This is a genomic window from Mongoliimonas terrestris (assembly GCF_001927285.1).
In the GTDB taxonomy this organism is placed as follows: domain Bacteria; phylum Pseudomonadota; class Alphaproteobacteria; order Rhizobiales; family Pleomorphomonadaceae; genus Chthonobacter; species Chthonobacter terrestris.
On sequence record NZ_MSIG01000004.1, the window covers coordinates 244,519 to 259,948 of the forward strand.

Annotated in this window: 19 protein-coding genes; 3 read left to right on the forward strand and 16 right to left on the reverse strand. The window is 69.2% G+C overall.

Translation table 11 applies throughout. The features are described from left to right. Window positions 1-6: 6 nt before the first annotated feature. From BUQ68_RS07620 to BUQ68_RS07640, 5 genes are all read right to left on the reverse strand, one after another. Window positions 7-753 (reverse strand): sulfotransferase-like domain-containing protein, encoded by a 747-nt coding sequence (locus BUQ68_RS07620; RefSeq protein ID WP_210215598.1) that lies wholly within the window; start codon window positions 751-753, stop codon window positions 7-9. Between the two features lie 2 nt (window positions 754-755). Continuing rightward, entirely contained in the window at window positions 756-1,148 is a 393-nt protein-coding gene (locus tag BUQ68_RS07625; protein WP_342586991.1) for a type II toxin-antitoxin system PemK/MazF family toxin, read from the reverse strand. Next, entirely contained in the window at window positions 1,106-1,318 is a 213-nt protein-coding gene (locus tag BUQ68_RS07630; RefSeq protein ID WP_075215340.1) for an antitoxin MazE-like protein, read from the reverse strand. Before BUQ68_RS07630 ends, BUQ68_RS07625 begins: the two co-directional genes overlap by 43 nt. Before the next feature lie 67 nt (window positions 1,319-1,385). After that, window positions 1,386-2,477, reverse strand: coding sequence for a redox-regulated ATPase YchF (ychF, locus tag BUQ68_RS07635; protein ID WP_075215341.1), 1,092 nt, complete (start codon window positions 2,475-2,477; stop codon window positions 1,386-1,388). 114 nt (window positions 2,478-2,591) lie between these two features. Beyond that, complete coding sequence (locus BUQ68_RS07640) at window positions 2,592-3,359, reverse strand: SDR family oxidoreductase (RefSeq protein WP_075215342.1); 768 nt, start codon at window positions 3,357-3,359, stop codon at window positions 2,592-2,594. Between the two features lie 397 nt (window positions 3,360-3,756). Here BUQ68_RS07640 and BUQ68_RS07645 point away from each other — a divergent pair, with 397 nt between their 5' ends. Beyond that, on the forward strand, window positions 3,757-4,410 hold the full coding sequence (locus tag BUQ68_RS07645; protein WP_075215343.1) for an outer membrane protein: 654 nt from the start codon (window positions 3,757-3,759) through the stop codon (window positions 4,408-4,410). Between the two features lie 87 nt (window positions 4,411-4,497). Here BUQ68_RS07645 and BUQ68_RS07650 read toward each other — a convergent pair whose 3' ends face one another. From BUQ68_RS07650 to BUQ68_RS07680, 7 genes are all read right to left on the reverse strand, one after another. Beyond that, a complete protein-coding gene (locus tag BUQ68_RS07650) occupies window positions 4,498-5,346 on the reverse strand; it encodes an AIM24 family protein (protein ID WP_075215344.1) in 849 nt (282 codons plus the stop codon). Between the two features lie 116 nt (window positions 5,347-5,462). Then, window positions 5,463-5,915: a YaiI/YqxD family protein gene (locus BUQ68_RS07655; RefSeq protein WP_075215345.1), complete on the reverse strand. Its 453-nt coding sequence runs from the start codon at window positions 5,913-5,915 to the stop codon at window positions 5,463-5,465. 19 nt (window positions 5,916-5,934) lie between these two features. Continuing rightward, on the reverse strand, window positions 5,935-6,543 hold the full coding sequence (locus BUQ68_RS07660; protein ID WP_075215346.1) for a glutathione S-transferase family protein: 609 nt from the start codon (window positions 6,541-6,543) through the stop codon (window positions 5,935-5,937). A gap of 118 nt (window positions 6,544-6,661) precedes the next feature. After that, window positions 6,662-7,768 carry a DUF1176 domain-containing protein gene (locus tag BUQ68_RS07665; RefSeq protein WP_075215347.1) on the reverse strand — a complete coding sequence of 369 codons (1,107 nt, stop codon included), beginning with the start codon at window positions 7,766-7,768 and terminating at the stop codon, window positions 6,662-6,664. A gap of 129 nt (window positions 7,769-7,897) precedes the next feature. After that, on the reverse strand, window positions 7,898-8,581 hold the full coding sequence (locus BUQ68_RS24195) for a ribonuclease T2 family protein (RefSeq protein ID WP_245293191.1): 684 nt from the start codon (window positions 8,579-8,581) through the stop codon (window positions 7,898-7,900). Further along, window positions 8,563-8,985: a hypothetical protein gene (locus BUQ68_RS24200; RefSeq protein WP_075215348.1), complete on the reverse strand. Its 423-nt coding sequence runs from the start codon at window positions 8,983-8,985 to the stop codon at window positions 8,563-8,565. Before BUQ68_RS24200 ends, BUQ68_RS24195 begins: the two co-directional genes overlap by 19 nt. 107 nt (window positions 8,986-9,092) lie before the next feature. Beyond that, entirely contained in the window at window positions 9,093-9,845 is a 753-nt protein-coding gene (locus BUQ68_RS07680) for a 23S rRNA (adenine(2030)-N(6))-methyltransferase RlmJ (RefSeq protein ID WP_245293192.1), read from the reverse strand. A 429-nt stretch (window positions 9,846-10,274) separates the two neighbouring features. On the opposite strand from BUQ68_RS07680, the gene BUQ68_RS07685 reads away from it, so the two are divergent. Beyond that, window positions 10,275-10,502 carry a cold-shock protein gene (locus BUQ68_RS07685; protein WP_075215499.1) on the forward strand — a complete coding sequence of 76 codons (228 nt, stop codon included), beginning with the start codon at window positions 10,275-10,277 and terminating at the stop codon, window positions 10,500-10,502. A gap of 201 nt (window positions 10,503-10,703) precedes the next feature. Here BUQ68_RS07685 and BUQ68_RS07690 read toward each other — a convergent pair whose 3' ends face one another. Both BUQ68_RS07690 and BUQ68_RS23630 read right to left on the reverse strand, forming a co-directional pair. Beyond that, window positions 10,704-11,372, reverse strand: a complete 669-nt coding sequence (locus BUQ68_RS07690; RefSeq protein ID WP_075215350.1) for a DUF1499 domain-containing protein — start codon at window positions 11,370-11,372, stop codon at window positions 10,704-10,706. Between the two features lie 334 nt (window positions 11,373-11,706). Beyond that, complete coding sequence (locus BUQ68_RS23630) at window positions 11,707-11,877, reverse strand: hypothetical protein (RefSeq protein WP_175577760.1); 171 nt, start codon at window positions 11,875-11,877, stop codon at window positions 11,707-11,709. Between the two features lie 445 nt (window positions 11,878-12,322). Between BUQ68_RS23630 and BUQ68_RS07695 the strand changes: the two genes are divergently transcribed. Next, window positions 12,323-12,865: a hypothetical protein gene (locus BUQ68_RS07695; protein WP_075215351.1), complete on the forward strand. Its 543-nt coding sequence runs from the start codon at window positions 12,323-12,325 to the stop codon at window positions 12,863-12,865. A 28-nt stretch (window positions 12,866-12,893) separates the two neighbouring features. Here the strand turns inward: BUQ68_RS07695 and BUQ68_RS07700 are convergent, their stop codons facing one another. Both BUQ68_RS07700 and BUQ68_RS07705 read right to left on the reverse strand, forming a co-directional pair. Then, entirely contained in the window at window positions 12,894-14,096 is a 1,203-nt protein-coding gene (locus BUQ68_RS07700; RefSeq protein WP_075215352.1) for a pyridoxal phosphate-dependent aminotransferase, read from the reverse strand. A gap of 155 nt (window positions 14,097-14,251) precedes the next feature. Continuing rightward, on the reverse strand, window positions 14,252-15,400 hold the full coding sequence (locus BUQ68_RS07705; RefSeq protein WP_075215353.1) for an MFS transporter: 1,149 nt from the start codon (window positions 15,398-15,400) through the stop codon (window positions 14,252-14,254). Window positions 15,401-15,430: the final 30 nt, after the last annotated feature.

Below are 15,430 nucleotides of genomic sequence, written 5' to 3' on the forward strand. Positions count from 1 at the left end.
GCGGCTTCAGAGACGGTGCGCGGCGAGATGCTCGTAGTGCGGGGTCGCCGCTTCGGCGATGCGCGCCAGGTGGACCGGCAGGGCGCTCCGCTCCACGTCCGGTCGCGGCGGGCCGAAGCCGGTGGAGGCCTCCACCGCGTGATACCAGTGCGGCGCCCACACGCCGTCGCTGGCCCGACGTCCGGCCGGCCAGGCCAGCATCTCGTCGCGAAAGCCGATGCCGAGCGCTTCGCAGAGGCGGGTCAGCGTGCCGCGCGGGTCGGCGAGCACGTCGTTGCCCTCCACCACCGGCGGCGCGGCGCCGAACCGGTCCGCGACCTGATCGAAGATTTCCGCCTGCTGGCGGAAGCCGATGTCGTCCAGCGTCACTTCTTCGCGCTTCTGCACATAGGACGCCAGCACGCTCTCCGGCCGACGGATCAGGAAGGCGTTGGTGACGGCAAAGAGGAAGCCTCTGTCGAAGGCCGGCAGCATGTGGTGGGTCATGTGCTTCTGGTAGAACACCGGCTGCCCATCCGGTGCCGGCCCGGTCACCCGCGCGGCGACTTGCTCCGGATCCGTCTCGTCGGCCGCGAGGATCGCCGCGCGCATCGGATGGTCGAGCCCGGTCGCCGCGAGGTAGGCCGCATAGTAGGGCTCGTCCCAGACGGCGCAATCCGGCCGATTCTCGAACGCCCGCATCATGGCGGTGGAGACGTTGCGCGGCCCCGACCACATGGCGATGCGGACGGCGGGAGCGGGGGAGGCGGGCATGGTCAGGACTTTCCGGAGCGGAGGGACGGTGGGTCGGCAAAGCCGAGGAAGACGGCCAGACGCTGGTTGATCGCCTCCATGTCGACGGGATCGAGCCGACCGACGACCGGGCCAACCTTTTCACGCGGCAAGGTGGACAGCTTGTCGACCATGGCCTGGCTGACGAGCTTCAACCCGTTTTCCGCGGAGGGCGCCACGGTGTGGCGTAGCAACTCGGCATCCTGGAGATGCGATGTAAACGCCACGAGAGTCACGGTAGGGATGTCCTCGAACAGGTCCGACTGCACGATGACCGCCGGCTGTGGTTTGCCGAAATCGCCCTGCAGCGCCACCGTTACAACGTCCCCGCGTCTCACGCGTCCAGATCCAAGGACGATGCCGCGGCTTCGGCCCACGCTGCGTTCCGGGCCTCCAGTGGATCCTCGCGAAGCAGGCGCGCCTGACGCCGACACTCCGCCTGGAACGCCGGAGACGTGGTGTCGGGCAGCCAGAGCCGGACCTCGCGCCAACCTTCCTGGCGCCGCCGCGATCTGTATCGCCGTGCGCGTTCCGCTGCCGAACTCATGGTGGCCTCCGTTACGCGTAACGTAGGCCGCCGTGCTCCGTGCGGCAAGCGCTCTGCGCACACCCGATCACGTGTTGAACTTGAACAGCATCACGTCGCCGTCCTGGACCACATACTCCTTGCCTTCGTCGCGGGCCTTGCCCTGCTCCTTGGCCTTCACTTCGCCGAGGGTCACGAAGTCCTCGTAGGCGATGGTCTGGGCACGGATGAAGCCGCGTTCGAAGTCGGTGTGGATCACGCCGGCCGCCTGCGGCGCCTTGGTGCCCTTGGTGATGGTCCAGGCGCGGGTCTCCTTGGGGCCTGCCGTGAAATAGGTGATCAGGCCGAGAAGGTCGTAGCCGGCGCGGATCAGCCGGTCGAGGCCGGGCTCCTCCAGGCCGATGGTCTCCAGGAACTCGGCCTGCTCGGCATCCGACAGCTGGGCGATCTCCGACTCGATGGCGGCGGAAATGACCACCGCCTTGGCCCCCTCGGCCTTGGCCTTCGCGAACACCGCCTCGGAGAAGCGGTTGCCGGTGGCGGCCGACGCCTCCTCGACGTTGCAGACGTAGAGCACCGGCTTGGCGGTGAGGAGGTTCAGCATCTGGAAGGCGGCCTGCGCGTCCTTCGGCACCGCCACGGTGCGGGCCGGCCGGCCTTCGCGCAGCGCCTCCAGGGCAAGGTCCATGAGCTCGACCTGCTCGCGGGCTTCCTTGTCGTTCTGGGCGCGCTTGCGCAGCGGCACCACGCGTCGCTCCAGGCTGTCGAGATCGGCGAGCATCAGCTCGGTCTCCACGGTGTCGGCGTCCGCCACCGGGTCGACGCGGCCTTCCACGTGGGTGATGTCGCCGTCCTCGAAGCAGCGGAGCACGTGGGCGATGGCGTCCACCTCGCGGATGTTGGCGAGGAACTGGTTGCCGAGGCCCTCGCCCTTGGAGGCGCCGCGCACGAGACCGGCGATGTCCACGAAGGTCAGCCGGGTCGGCACGAGCTGGGCCGACTTCGCCTGGGCGGCGATCTTCGCCATCCGCGGATCGGGCACCGCCACCTCGCCGGTGTTCGGCTCGATGGTGCAGAACGGATAGTTCGCCGCCTGGGCGGCCGCGGTCTTGGTGAGCGCGTTGAAGAGCGTGGACTTGCCGACGTTCGGAAGCCCGACGATGCCGCACTTGAAGCCCATGGCGATGACGTCTTTCGGATAGAACGGGATCTGGCCGGCTGTTTGGGCCAGCGCGCCGCCGCCGTCAAGCAGCGTTGCGGCCGGTCGGCCGTCGCGCCGCTCCCGCCTTCGGTCCTACTCGACGATCCCGACCACGTCCGGCGTCTCCCAGGCGAGATGCTGGCCGCCGTCGAGAGCGATCATCTGCCCGGTGAAGGAGCGGCTCTCCAGGATGAAGCGCACCGCGGCGGTCACCTCGTCGAGGCTCGGCCCGCGCTTCAGAAGCACCGCCTCGGTTTGGCGCAGGAAGTCCTCCGGCGCCTGGCGCTGGTTGGCGAGCGTCGGTCCGGGGCCGATGCCGGCGACGCGGATCCGCGGGGCGAGCGCCTGGGCGAGCGTGCGGGTGGCATCCCAGAGCGCCGACTTCGACAGCGTGTAGGAGAAAAAGAGCGGATTGGGCCGCCAGACGCGCTGGTCGATCAGGTTGATGATCACCCCCTGGCGGTCGTCCGGCAGACGGTTTGCGAGGTCGCGGGCCAGGAAGATCGGCGCGGCGAGGTTCACGTTCATGTGCTTGGCGAAGAGCACCGGCTCCACGGTCTGCGCCTCGTCGCGCTCGAACAGCGAGGCGTTGTTGACGAGGACGTCCACCGGGCCGAGCGCCCGCTCCGCCTCCGGGATGATCCGCGCGACGGCGTCCATGTCGGAGAGATCGGCCGTGATCACGGCGACGCGGCCCTGGCGCGCCCGGATCTCGTCCGCCACCTCGTCGGCCTCCTCGCGGGATCGGTTGCAGTGCAGCGCCACCGCGTAGCCTTCGGCCGAAAGGTCGAGGGCGATCGCCCGACCGATCCGCCGGGCCGCGCCCGTCACCACCGCCACGCCGCGTTCGTGAAGATACATGAGACCCCTCCGGCAGACGGCTGGACCAGCGAAAACCGCCGTTCCGAATCGGCCTGCGTGCCGCCATGCACGCGGTCACGCTTGCCGTCGAGGGGCATACGAAACAATGGGCCGGTCGGTTCAGTTCCGTCCTGCTCATTAAAAATGAACGGTGTTGCGCAACCGCAGCGCAAGGTTAACCGCGCCTTCACCATAAGGCTCCGAACCATGAAACGAACCGCACGATGCCGCATTCCTGCCATGGGACGTGACGATCGCAGCCACATTCACGGTTCAGCTTCCACCCATTCCACGGGGGCGCCGTTGTCGACTTGGCTGCAGCGCGATCGTGAGAGGGATGACTGGGTCCGCCAACGCCTCCCCGGACCCCGTCCATGTACAGGATAGGAGTAAGACAATGACCCGAGTGATCGCAGCTCTTCTGGTCAGCTCGGCCGCGCTCGTGGCCGCCCCGGCCTTCGCCGCCGACCTGCCCGAGCCGATCCCGGCCGCGCCGGCCTACGAGCCGGTGGCCCAGTCCACCGCGTTCGACTGGACCGGCGTCTACGTGGGTGCCGCGGCCGGCTACGCGTTCGGCGAATACGGCGGTGACGCCGGCGATGCCGACGTGGAAGGTTTCACCGGTGGCGCGTTCGTCGGCTACAACATGGCCCTGACGCCGAACTGGATCGCGGGTGTCGAAGCCGACATCTTCGCCGGCCCGTCGGAGAACTTCACCGTCGGCGGCACCTCGGTCGAGACCGAGACGGCCGTGTTCGGCACGCTCCGCGGCCGCGTCGGCTACGCCTTCGACAGCTTCATGGTCTACGGCACCGGCGGTCTCGCCCTCGGCTGGGGCGAAGCGGAGTTCAACGGCGGCAGCGACAGCAACACCCACATCGGCTACGTGGTCGGTGGCGGCGTGGAAGCGGCGCTGACGGAGAACATCACCGCGCGCGCCGAATACCTCTACGTCGACACCAGCGAGGAATCCTACACCGCCGGCGGCTCGTCGGTTGATGCGGACCTCGACGGCCACCTGGTGAAGGTCGGCGTCGGCTACAAGTTCTGATCCGGACCGGGGCCTCGCCCCGACCCGATCGACGGACAACGGAAAGGCCCGGAGAGACCCGGGCCTTTTTCGTGGGCGGCTCCAGCCTTAGCGGTTGTCGCCGTCGAGGATGCGGCCGATGCCGCCGAGGAGGGAGCCCTCGCCCTGTCCGCCGCCGCCGGTCTGCGGCGCCGCCGCCCACATGCGTCCGGCGAAGCGCGAGAAGGGGAGGGACTGCATCCAGACCTTGCCGGGCCCGATCAGCCGGGCGAAGAAGACGCCCTCGCCGCCGAACACCATGGACTTGATGGAGCCAGCCCGGACGAGGTCGAAGTCGACGCCGGCCGTGTAGGCGGCGACGCAGCCGGTGTCCACGTGGATCTCCTCGCCGGGCGCGAGTTCCTTCTCCACCAGCGTGCCACCCATATGGACGAACACCCAGCCGTCGCCGTCGAGGGTCTGCATGATGAAGCCCTCGCCGCCGAAGAGGCCGGTCATGATCCGGCGCTGGAAGGCGATGCCGATCGAGACGCCCTTGGCCGCGGCGAGAAAGCTGTCCTTCTGGCAGACCAGCCGGCCGCCGACGGCGTCGAGCTTGATCGCCAGGATGTGGCCGGGAAAGGGCGCGGCGAAGGCCACGTGCGCCTTGCCGGTGCCTTCGTGGGTGAACACGGTGGTGAAGAGGCTCTCGCCCGTGATCAGGCGCTTGCCGGCGCCGAGCAGCTTGCCGACGAAGCCGCTCTGTTGGGCCGAGCCGTCGCCGAACACCGTCGTCATGGTGACGGTCGGCGCCTTGAACATCAGCGAACCGGCCTCGGCCACGGCGCTTTCGCCGGGATCGAGCTCGATCTCGACGAACTGCATCTCCGAACCGCGGATCTCAAAGTCGATGTCGTCGGCCGCCCCGGTGCGCGTGTGGCGAACGGCGGGCACGGGCGGAACGCTTCCCCAGACCATGATGCTTTCTCCCCTCGGATTGGACCCGCCTTCGCGGCGGGTCCCGGTGGCCACGGCCGCGGCCGCAGCCCATTGGCGTGAAGCCGGTGACGGCCCTTTGCGCCCGCCGGCGCTCCTCAGCGCCGCCCGATCCGCACGATGGCGTCGTGCAGGGCGGACAGGAAGCGCGAGCGGTCCTTGTCCGAGAAGGGCGGCGGCCCGCCGGTGATCTCGCCGGCGGACCGGAGGTCGCTCATCAGGTCGCGGACGGCGAGAGCCATGCCGATGCTGTCGGGCGAGAACGGCTTGCCGGTCGGCGAGAGCACCACGGCGCCGGCCTTCACGCAGCGGTCGGCGAGCGGCACGTCGGCGGTCACCACCACGTCGCCCGCCGTCGCTGTAGCGGCGATCCACTTGTCCGCCTCGTCGGGCCCGTCCGGCACCACCTGAAGCCGCACGTCCTGGTCGCGCGGAATGGCCATCCAACTGTTGGCGACAAGGACCACCGGCCAGCGGTGCCGTTCGGCCACCCTGTACACCTCCCGCTTCACCGGGCAGGCGTCGGCGTCCACATAGACGGTGCCGGCCATCGGGCAGCCTCGCGACGGATCAGGACGGGATCGTCTCGGTCCAGTAGGGCAGGTCGGCGGTGAACCGGTCGAGCCAGGCGACGAGACGCGGGTGGCCCTCGCGCCACGAGCCGTCGAAGCGGAAGTCCAGGTAACCGAGGGCGCAGGCGACCGCGATGGTGCCGACGTCGACCTCGTCGACCTCGGGCGGGTTTGCCTCAAGGGCCGCCAGGCCGCGCTCCACCTTGCCGCGCTGGTGGTCGTCCCACCGGGCGCTCCGCTCGGCCGGCTCGCGCATGGCGATCTCGTAGCGGCGCAGGATGGCGGCGTCCATGATGCCGTCGGCAAGCGCCTGGAGGGTGAGCGCCGGGAACCGGTCCGCCGGATCCTTCGGCAGGATGCGGCCGCCGCCGGCCAGATAGTCCATGTACTCCAGGATCACCCGGCTGTCGTAGACGACCGTGCCGTCCGGCGTCACGAGCGCCGGGATCTTGCCGAGCGGGTTCTGCAGCCGGATGTCGTCGGCCGGATCGAGCGTGTCGGTCTTGATGACCTCGATGCGGTCCAGAAGACCGAGCGTGGCGGCCGCGAGCTTGACCTTGCGGCCGAACGGGGACGTCGGCGAGGACCGGAGATGGAAGTCGGGCACGGGCGTGGGCTCCTCGAAACGGTTCGGTCGGGCGGCCCAAGGGGCACGGTCCCGCAGGGGATGGGGATAGGCCGCGGGTCGGCGACACGATAGCGCGGCGACGCCGGATGTCCACCGGTCACTGGCTGCCGGGGCCTGGGTAGACCTGGGTCCAGGCGTCGGGCGCGAGCCCGCCGCCGCAGCGTTCGTTGGCCCGGAAGGCGACGAGCTTGAACGCGTACTCGTCCCAGCGCCATTCCCCGGCAGTGCCGCAATCGGCGGCAGCTCCCGTGGTGACCGCCGTCAGGGTGGCGGTCTGCGGGTCGAACGCGACGGTCTCCAGCGTGTCGGTGCCCATCCAGCCGAAGCGCGACGACCAGGTGGCGAAGGTGAGGAGGTGCATGCCGCCGATCTCACCGCTCTCCACCATGTAGAGCCGATAGCCGATGCGGCCTTCGCTGCGGTAGCACGGGATGGCGTAGAGCATGGCGGTCGGCGACAGCGGGCCGATCACAGGCGCCGTTTCGGCAAGCGACGGCCCGTCCGGTGCCTCGCAGGCGGAGGCCATGTGCCATTCCACGAGCCGCGGCGGCAGGCCCTGGAGCGCCACCAGCGCCTGACGGTCGACCTCTGGCGCCGGCGGCAGGTCGGTCGGCGGCCCGGCGCGCCGGTCCCCGACGATGCGCGCCTGCCGACGGTCGATCTCCGTCAGGGCGTCCCGCATGCCGTCGAGCCGGAAGCGGTCCATGTGCGGCTCGCCGGCGATGTCGATGTAGGAGAAGCGCAGTTCGAACCCGACCTGGATGTCGCGCATCAGCCGGTCGAGCGCATAGGTTGAAACCACGTAGAAGGTGCCCGGCTGGACGAAGGGCGCGAAATCCGCACGCGGCCTCAGCGTCAGCGCCACGCCGCCGTCGACCGCCATGGAGACGGACCGTTCCCGATCGGCAAGGTCCGCCAGCGTGGAGACCGCGACGGTCCAGCGCGAACGGCTTCCCTGGGCCCGTTGGATCTGCAGCACGCTGCGCACCGTGCCGTCGCTGTCGAGCGACCGGACGGCGGCGACGCAGGTGAGATCCTCCGCGCAGGCGACCTCCGCCGAGCCGAACCGCGCGCTGTTCGCCTGGGCGGCGGCCGGCGGCACCGTCAGCAGGAAGGCGGTCGCGAACCAGACGGCCGCGCGGACGGTGAAGCCCCGGAGGCCTGAAAACCGCGTCGGGGCGTGGTCGAGTGTGGTGGCGGTCATGCATCCTCCCGGTCGGCGGCTGCCCTCGCAGGAGGGTGGTCCGGCCGTTGCGCCGTCGCCGGGGTCTCGGCCGGCTGGTCGGCTGTTCGGTGTTCCATGATGAGCATATGGGGCGGATGGGCCCTGCAGTCACCGGACAGGCGGCATGGCGACCGACGATCGCCGGCAGTCGCGGCGATCCACGTCCGGGCAGGGGCGGAAGGCCAGGTCGTCCCGGGTGAGGCAGATCCTCACCTCTCGCAGCCGCCGCCCGTCGCAGGTCACCGCCACCGCATCGGCGGCAAGGCCGGGGTTTGCGGCCCGGAAGGCCGCTTCCACCCGGTTCGGATCGACGGTCGTCCACTGCCGGAGGCGCTTGTAGGGATCCGGGATGGCCACGCGCGCCCGCGCCCGGCGCAGCGTCTCGAAGTAGGCCGTCGGCTCCAGACCGGCGCAGGCGCCGTGTTTGCGCCACTGGTAGCGGGCAAGACCGGCGCTCGGCATGATGTCGAGTACGCTGTCGATGTCGGCGCGGCTCGGCCCACGGTCGGCGCGGCAGAACTCCGGCCACCCGTCCTCGTACTGGGGCCAGAGGCCGTGGACCGTGAAGGCGAAGGGGCGACGGCCGTCGCACTGGGGATCATCCGCCTCGCCCTCCGCCTCGCACCAGCTGGGCGACCAGGAGAGCGACAGGACGAAGTAGTCGAAGTCGCCGGCAACGTCGTCCGCCAATGCCGGCGGCACGGCGGGCAGCGCAAGGAAGGCCACCGCGGCGGCTACGGCCGCCGCGTATCCGACGGAGCGACGAAGGAGGCTCACCGCAGCGAGCGGCACGCGGCGCCCCAGACGTACCAGTAGTCCTGGCCCGGCATGCACACCTCGACGCCGTAGCCGACCCCGGCGAAGCCCGACGACGCGGAGATCACCCAGTAGACCCGTCCCGACCGGCCGTCGCCGAGGTCCGCCTTGCCGGTGCAGTGGCGATGTTCGATCATGCTGGCGAAGCGCGTGGTGTTGTAGACCTGCCGGATGTCGGCGAGCGCCTCGATGCGCTTGCCGTCGCGCCAGGTGTTGGCTTCCGCCCAGTGCTGGCGCTCGATGACCGACGACAGCACCGAAGGGTTGTCGCAGACCGGGAGGTTGCTGGACGCGGGCGGCGAGCCGGCGGCGTAATCGGCCGCCGATCCAGGCGCCGTCATGGGAGCGAGAACGACAAGGGCCAGAATCGCGGCACGCATGGAGACACTCCGGATAAGCTGCCGGCCACGATGGGGCAGCCGGCGGATTGCGGTCAAGCATCCTTGCGGCATGCGACCTTCCCGATTGGTTACCGTCGGCCGGGAAGTCAGTCGCTGTGGGATTCCGGCACCAGCCATTCGGCCCTGAAGCCGGCGCCCAGGCCATCCGCCAGCCGGTCCGTCAGCTCCGGCAGCGCCTCGCGGGCCTCGTCGAGAAGTGTCCAGGGTGGATTGACGATCAGAACGCCCGCGCCGGCCAAAGGGCCAAGGCCGCCGGGACGACGGATCCACTGGTCGATGCGCGCGACCTTCTGGATGCCGCTTTCCGCCACCCGCCCATGAAAGGCCGCCACGGCATCCATGTGCTTCAGGGGGTACCAGGCGATCAGCGTGCCGGTTGCAAAGCGGCGGTGGGCGTCTGACAAGGCGCCCAGCAGGCGGTCGAACTCGCCAGGCTCCTCGAACGGCGGGTCGATGATGGTGAGCCCGCGTCGTTCCAACGGCGGTAGCATGCTTTTCACGCTGGTGTAGCCGTCCTGTCGCGTCACCTTCACGCGCCGGTCCGGCCCGAAGTCCGCCTCCAGGGTGTCGGCGTCTAGCGGGTGCAGTTCATTGAAGACGAACCGGTCCTGGCGCCGACCGATCACCGTGGCGATCGCCGGCGAGCCGGGATAGACGAGCGGATCCGGCCCGCCGTTGAGCGTCCTGATCACGCCCAGCAGCGGCTCCAGGAAGGACGCCAGCGCCGGACCGAGCTCGGCGCGGGCAAGGCGCCCGATGCCGCCGCGCCATTCGCCGGTGCGCAGTGCCTCGTCCGACGCAAGGTCATAGCGGCCAAGACCGGCGTGCGTGTCGAGCACCCGGAACGCGGCGTCCTTTTGTGTCAGGTGGACGAGAACGCGCGCCAGCACGGCGTGCTTCAGGACATCGGCGAAATTGCCCGCATGGAAGGCATGGCGGTAGTTCATCCCTCCCGTCTACGTGGCCGCCGGCCGTCCGGCAAGCCCGGCGTGGCGCCTGCCGCCGGGAGCCGGTCTCGTCCGCACCGCGGCCCGCGAGAGCCTGTCATCGGCACGCTGCATATTGAGACGTCGCGGCGTACGGACAAAACGCTGTTCAAGTGGTTATTCGGCACAAAAATGCGTCAAAAAGTGTCTGAAAAAAGCTCTTTCATCATCGTAAAAACTGACCATGATGATCTCTCGGGTCTGAAGATGGCCGCGGAATCGGGGTTCCGCCGGTTGTCAGACAGGTCCGTCGACGACTTACGCATGGGGCATGCAATGACGATGACGCAGGATGATCGGCAGACCGGTACGGTGAAGTTCTTCAACGAAGCCAAGGGGTACGGCTTTATCGTTCCCGATCAGGGTGGCAACGACGTGTTCGTCCACGTGAGCGCGGTGCAGCGTTCCGGACTTTCCATTCTGGACAACGGCGCGCGCGTCTCCTTCGGCACCGAGCCGGACAAGCGCGGCAAAGGGCCGAAGGCTGTCGATCTTCGGATCGAAGGCTGATCGGCGACCGATCCTCGATCCGGGTGAACGTCGGGCAGGCGTCGCCTCCAAGCGCGCCTGTCTCGACCCGAGAGCGGGCAGGAACAGTGGCCTCGCCCGATGATACGATCAGCCACGTAAGAATGTCACCATCACGGGACGGCACAGGCACGGTCCGGGTGAACCGGATCGTCGATAGCCGACCGATCGATCCATCTGGAATCAGGTCTTCGGCGCGGACGGATCGGGGAGCGGCGCGGCCGCTGCCGGGGTATCGGCCTGCGGTGCATCGAGCCCCGGCGCTGCCACAGGGGGCTCCGGCTGAACGTCCTTGCGGGCAGGGACCATGGAACCGTCTGGCGCGACGCGCGGCAGCGTCCAGCGCAGGTGGCGGAGCAGCGTCTTCAGACGTGCCTCGTTGGTGCCGAGGTCGGCGTAGCCGATCTTGCTGCGCGAGTAGAGATAGAGACTGGAGCGTCCCGGTCCCGCGCTTCGCACTTCCGCCGTCAGCGTGTCGGGAAGCCGTACCAGCGGTGTGAAGACCACAGCCCGCATGTGGCCGCGCTGAGGATCCTCCTCCACCATCCGGATCCGGAACGCGTCGGCCATCTCCTCGCGCACCGCGGCGTAGAGCACGGGCGCGTCGACCGCGAACAGATGAGTCTCCATGACGGTTCCGACATCGAGGCAGGTACCGGCCGGACAGGCGAGGGCGTCGTTCGGTTTTCCGGTGCGGGTGGGCTTGTCGAACGAATAGGCTCCGAGGTCCGGCGGTCCGAACAGGTCCTCCCAGAGGGCTTCCCGCCCGTAGGCCACGGCACCGGCCGCGGCTAGGCCTGCGACGAAAGCCACCGAGACGAGAAGAAGGACCAGGAACTTCAGCGAACTCATCAGGAACTCATCGGGGGTGCGACATGGGGGGCGACAAGAGGCGGAACGCGATAGGGCGCACGTGCAAAGGGAGACGGACACCGGACCGGTCCCGAACCCTGGATGGGCGATCCTGCAGCCGCTCGCCGAAGGATGTCGCCGCACCCTGTCCCCATGGAAGCGTCAGGCGGCCACGCGGGCCTCGGAGACCGCCCTGGCGACAGACCGCCGGTCACGAGCGCTCGATCCAACACGCGATCGCCCCTCGGTTCGGCGCATCGGACCCGCTCTCCAGATAGACCCTCTTCCGGCGCGGCGCAACGGGACCTGCCGGTTGCGTGTCGGCCGCCCCGCCTCAGAACTGCCCGACCGAGAGCGTCGCCACGATGATGGTCAGCGTCACCGCGATCGCCGCCGCGACCGCCACGACGATGGAGGCGCCGGTGGAGAGCGACAGATCGTCGGCCCTCTCGTCGGCGGTGTCGTTCAGCGGCGTGATGCTGTCGTCGAACGTCAAGCAGGTCATGGCTTCCCTCTCTGGTCAAATCACCCCGACCCCCGTCGGCTTGAGGGTGATTTGGCCAGCCGATTTCGGCCCGCCAAAGCCGAGATTGCGCTCGTGCGCCGGAGAAATCATGGCAAAGTCGAGACGTGTTCACCTTTATGAATGTTTCGTGAAGGACCCGGGTCAGAGCGGGATCATACCCCTCGGGCAATGAGGGCTGTCCGGGACGGCGAGACGGAGGCGTGGCGGCGGTCGGACGAGGCGGTGGCCGGCGCCGGCCAAGGGTCGCGCGCGATGCCGACGCGGTTAGGTCATCGGTGGAGGCGGGTCGAAATGTCGGTTCGGGCAGTTTCGTGCCGGGACCGTCGATGGTAAACCCGCGGCCCTCCGCCTAGACTGGGGGCGCCTCTTCATCCCCTTGTTTTGGGACGGTATTTTGGTTCCGCAGTCGCTTCGTCAATGCCGCATGTTCCTGGTGTCGAGTTCCGGACCGACGAACCCTGACGTCCGCCGGGCGCTTGCGGCGGCGGGGCTCTTCCATGTGGTGCCGGCGGCACCGACCGGGTCGCTGGCCGATCAGTTCTCTCCGGGGCGGGTCAACATCGTGGTGGCGGCGGTGGATTCCACAGCGGATGAAAGGACCCTCGACTGGGTCAGGCGGATCCGGCATCACCGGGATCCCAATGTGGCGCTCGCGCCTCTGGTGGCGATCGGCAAGGCGATCCGTCCCGCCGACCTCGGCCTCCTGATCCGCTGCGCCTTCGACGATGTGCTGGTCCTGCCCACCCATCCGGGCACGCTGATCGAGCGTTTGAACCGCACGCTGGTGTCGCCCGCACCCTTCTTCCGGACGCCGGACTATTTCGGCCCCGACCGTCGTCGGGCCTCCGATCGGTCAGACGACGGCGGCATCGGCGAGCGCGCACGGCCCGCGACGCGCATCACGGTCTCGCGCACCGTGCTTGCCGGATGCGCGATCCTGGACGAGGTGCCGGTCGCCGGATCGTGAGCCGGCGATCGGTTCGAGGCGTCGGGTCTCAGGCGAGGGAGCCGCAGAAGCGCTGGATGCGGATGCAGGCCTCTTCCAGGTCCGACGTGGCGGTTGCGTAGGAAATACGGAAGTTGGGGCCGAGCCCGAACGCCGAGCCCTGCACCACCGCGACGCCCTCGGCCTCCAGGAGCTCGCTCACGAAGTCCTCGTCCGTGGCGATCACCTTGCCGGTCGGGGCCGTGCGGCCGATCAGCCCTTCGCAGGACGGATACACATAGAAGGCGCCCTCCGGCGTCGGGCAGGAGAGGCCGCGCGCCTGGTTGAGCATGGAGACGACGAGGTCGCGTCGCTCCTTGAACACCACGTTGTTGGCCGCGATGAAGTCCTGCGGCCCGTTGAGGGCCTCCACCGCCGCCCATTGCGAGATCGTCGACGGGTTGGAGGTGGACTGCGACTGGATGTTGGCCATCGCCTTGATCAGGTGGGCTGGCCCGCCCGCGTAGCCGATGCGCCATCCGGTCATGCAATAGGCCTTGGAGACGCCATTCACTGTCAAAGTCCGGTCCATCAGGGCCGGCTCCACCTCTGCGAGGGTGGTGAACACGAAGTCGTCGTAGACGAGGTGCTCGTACATGTCGTCCGTCATCACCCACACGTGCGGGTGCTTCATCAGCACGTCGGCGATGGCGCGCAGTTCCGCCCGGGTGTAGGCGGCGCCGGACGGGTTGGACGGCGAGTTGAAGATCAGCCACTTGGTGGCCGGCGTGATGGCGGCATCGAGGGCGTCGGGCAGAACCTTGAAGCCGGTCGCCATGGAGGCGTCGATGAACTTCGGCTCGGCGCCGGCGAGAAGCACCATGTCCGGATAGCTGACCCAGTAGGGCGCCGGGATCAGCACCTCGTCGCCCGGGTTCAGGGTCGCCATCAGGGCGTTGTAGAGCACCTGCTTGCCGCCGGTCCCGACGGAGATCTGGGCCGGCGTGTAGGCGAGGTTGTTCTCGCGCTGGAACTTGGCGACGATCGCGGCCTTCAGCTCCGGAATGCCGTCGACGGCCGTGTACTTGGTCTTGCCCTCGCGGATGGCGCGGATCGCCGCGTCCTTGATGTTGTCCGGCGTATCGAAGTCCGGCTCGCCGGCACCGAGGCCGATCACGTCGCGGCCGGCCGCCTTCAGTTCGCGGGCCTTGTTGGTGACCGCGATGGTGGCCGAAGGCTTCACGCGGGAAAGCGAGTGGGCGAGAAAGCTCATGGGGGCAGCACTCCGACCGCCAGGTTGCGCCGATAGCGAGGTGGCCGGACCGTATTGCGGCGCACGCGCCTTCGCAAGGTGGATTCCGGCGGATCGGACGCGCGCCGCGCGGCGGTCGCCCGCCGCTTGCCGGGGGCGCCCGGATGGAAGTCGTCTCAGCTTTTTCGCGGCATGTCGGCGCTGGCGGCGGCGCGCGCGAAAGCCCCGATGGCAAGCGCTCCCACGGCGAGCATGAGGAAGGCGGCGCCGAGGCTGCTTTGATCGGCCACGAAGCCGATCAGCGGCGGGCCGGCCAGGAAGCCGAGGTATCCGCAGGTCGCCGCGGCGGCGACACCGGACGCCGGCGAATGGCCAGGCGCATGGCCGGCGGCGGCGAAGAGAACCGGCACCAGGTTGGAAACCGCCAGTCCGATCGCCGCGAAGGCCAGGACGGTCGATTGCAGCGGCCCGAACACCGCCAGCGCCAAGAGCGCCCCGGCCGCCAGCCCGCCGTAGCGGATCAGCCGCACGGACGTCAGGCGCTGACGTATGGCGTCGCCAGCCAGCCGCCCGGCGGCCATGCCGAAGGAGAAGGCTGCGTAGCCGGCGCCCGCCACGGCCGGCGAGGCCTCGCGCTCGGTGCTGAGATAGACGGCCGCCCAGTCCAGCATGGCGCCCTCGATCATCATCACCCCAAGAACGAGGGCTCCAATCGCGAGGAGGTTTCGATCGGGAAGGGCGAGGCCCTCGCCGCCGATGCCCCGGTCGACCGAGGCCGGCAGCAGGCTGCCGAGGACGACGGCGAGCACCCCGAGCGAGAGAGCGACCACCAGGGCGAAGTGGGTGACCGGGTCGATCGCCGAAAGGGCTGCTCCGCCCGCCGCGGCGCCGATGAAGCCGCCGATGGAGAACATGGCGTGGAAGGAGGAGAGCACGGGGCGGCCGAGCCGTCGCTCCACGGCGACCGCATGACTGTTCATGGCCACGTCGCAGACGCCGTTGGCGGCGCCGAACAGGAAGAGGGCGAAGACGAGCATTGCCGCCGTCGGCGCGATGGCAAGCAGCGGGAGGGCGAGCACCTGCGCCAGGATCGCCACCCGGGTCACCGGTCCGCTGCCGAAGCGTCCGGCGAGGGGACCGGTGGCCGGCATCGCGATCACCGCGCCGGCCGCCATGGCCAGCAACGCGCCGCCGAGTTCCGCCGCGGAAAGGTCCAGCCGCTCCTTGGCCAGTGGGATCTGCGGCGCCCAGCTTCCCAGGAGTGCGCCGTTGACGAGAAAGACGGTCGCCACGGCAATGCGGGCGCGGCGGTCGATGGCAATCATGCGGTGGACACTCTCACGAGGGCAAACGGG

Coding starts and splice junctions, on each gene's coding strand:
- BUQ68_RS07620 (WP_210215598.1), bottom strand. CDS start 753: ATGCCCGCCTCCCCCGCTCCCGCCGTCCGCATCGCCATGTGGTCGGGG.
- BUQ68_RS07630 (WP_075215340.1), bottom strand. CDS start 1,318: ATGAGTTCGGCAGCGGAACGCGCACGGCGATACAGATCGCGGCGGCGC.
- ychF (WP_075215341.1), bottom strand. CDS start 2,477: ATGGGCTTCAAGTGCGGCATCGTCGGGCTTCCGAACGTCGGCAAGTCC.
- BUQ68_RS07640 (WP_075215342.1), bottom strand. CDS start 3,359: ATGTATCTTCACGAACGCGGCGTGGCGGTGGTGACGGGCGCGGCCCGG.
- BUQ68_RS07645 (WP_075215343.1), top strand. CDS start 3,757: ATGACCCGAGTGATCGCAGCTCTTCTGGTCAGCTCGGCCGCGCTCGTG.
- BUQ68_RS07650 (WP_075215344.1), bottom strand. CDS start 5,346: ATGGTCTGGGGAAGCGTTCCGCCCGTGCCCGCCGTTCGCCACACGCGC.
- BUQ68_RS07655 (WP_075215345.1), bottom strand. CDS start 5,915: ATGGCCGGCACCGTCTATGTGGACGCCGACGCCTGCCCGGTGAAGCGG.
- BUQ68_RS07665 (WP_075215347.1), bottom strand. CDS start 7,768: ATGACCGCCACCACACTCGACCACGCCCCGACGCGGTTTTCAGGCCTC.
- BUQ68_RS24200 (WP_075215348.1), bottom strand. CDS start 8,985: ATGCGTGCCGCGATTCTGGCCCTTGTCGTTCTCGCTCCCATGACGGCG.
- BUQ68_RS07685 (WP_075215499.1), top strand. CDS start 10,275: ATGACGCAGGATGATCGGCAGACCGGTACGGTGAAGTTCTTCAACGAA.
- BUQ68_RS07690 (WP_075215350.1), bottom strand. CDS start 11,372: ATGAGTTCGCTGAAGTTCCTGGTCCTTCTTCTCGTCTCGGTGGCTTTC.
- BUQ68_RS23630 (WP_175577760.1), bottom strand. CDS start 11,877: ATGACCTGCTTGACGTTCGACGACAGCATCACGCCGCTGAACGACACC.
- BUQ68_RS07695 (WP_075215351.1), top strand. CDS start 12,323: ATGTTCCTGGTGTCGAGTTCCGGACCGACGAACCCTGACGTCCGCCGG.
- BUQ68_RS07700 (WP_075215352.1), bottom strand. CDS start 14,096: ATGAGCTTTCTCGCCCACTCGCTTTCCCGCGTGAAGCCTTCGGCCACC.
- BUQ68_RS07705 (WP_075215353.1), bottom strand. CDS start 15,400: ATGATTGCCATCGACCGCCGCGCCCGCATTGCCGTGGCGACCGTCTTT.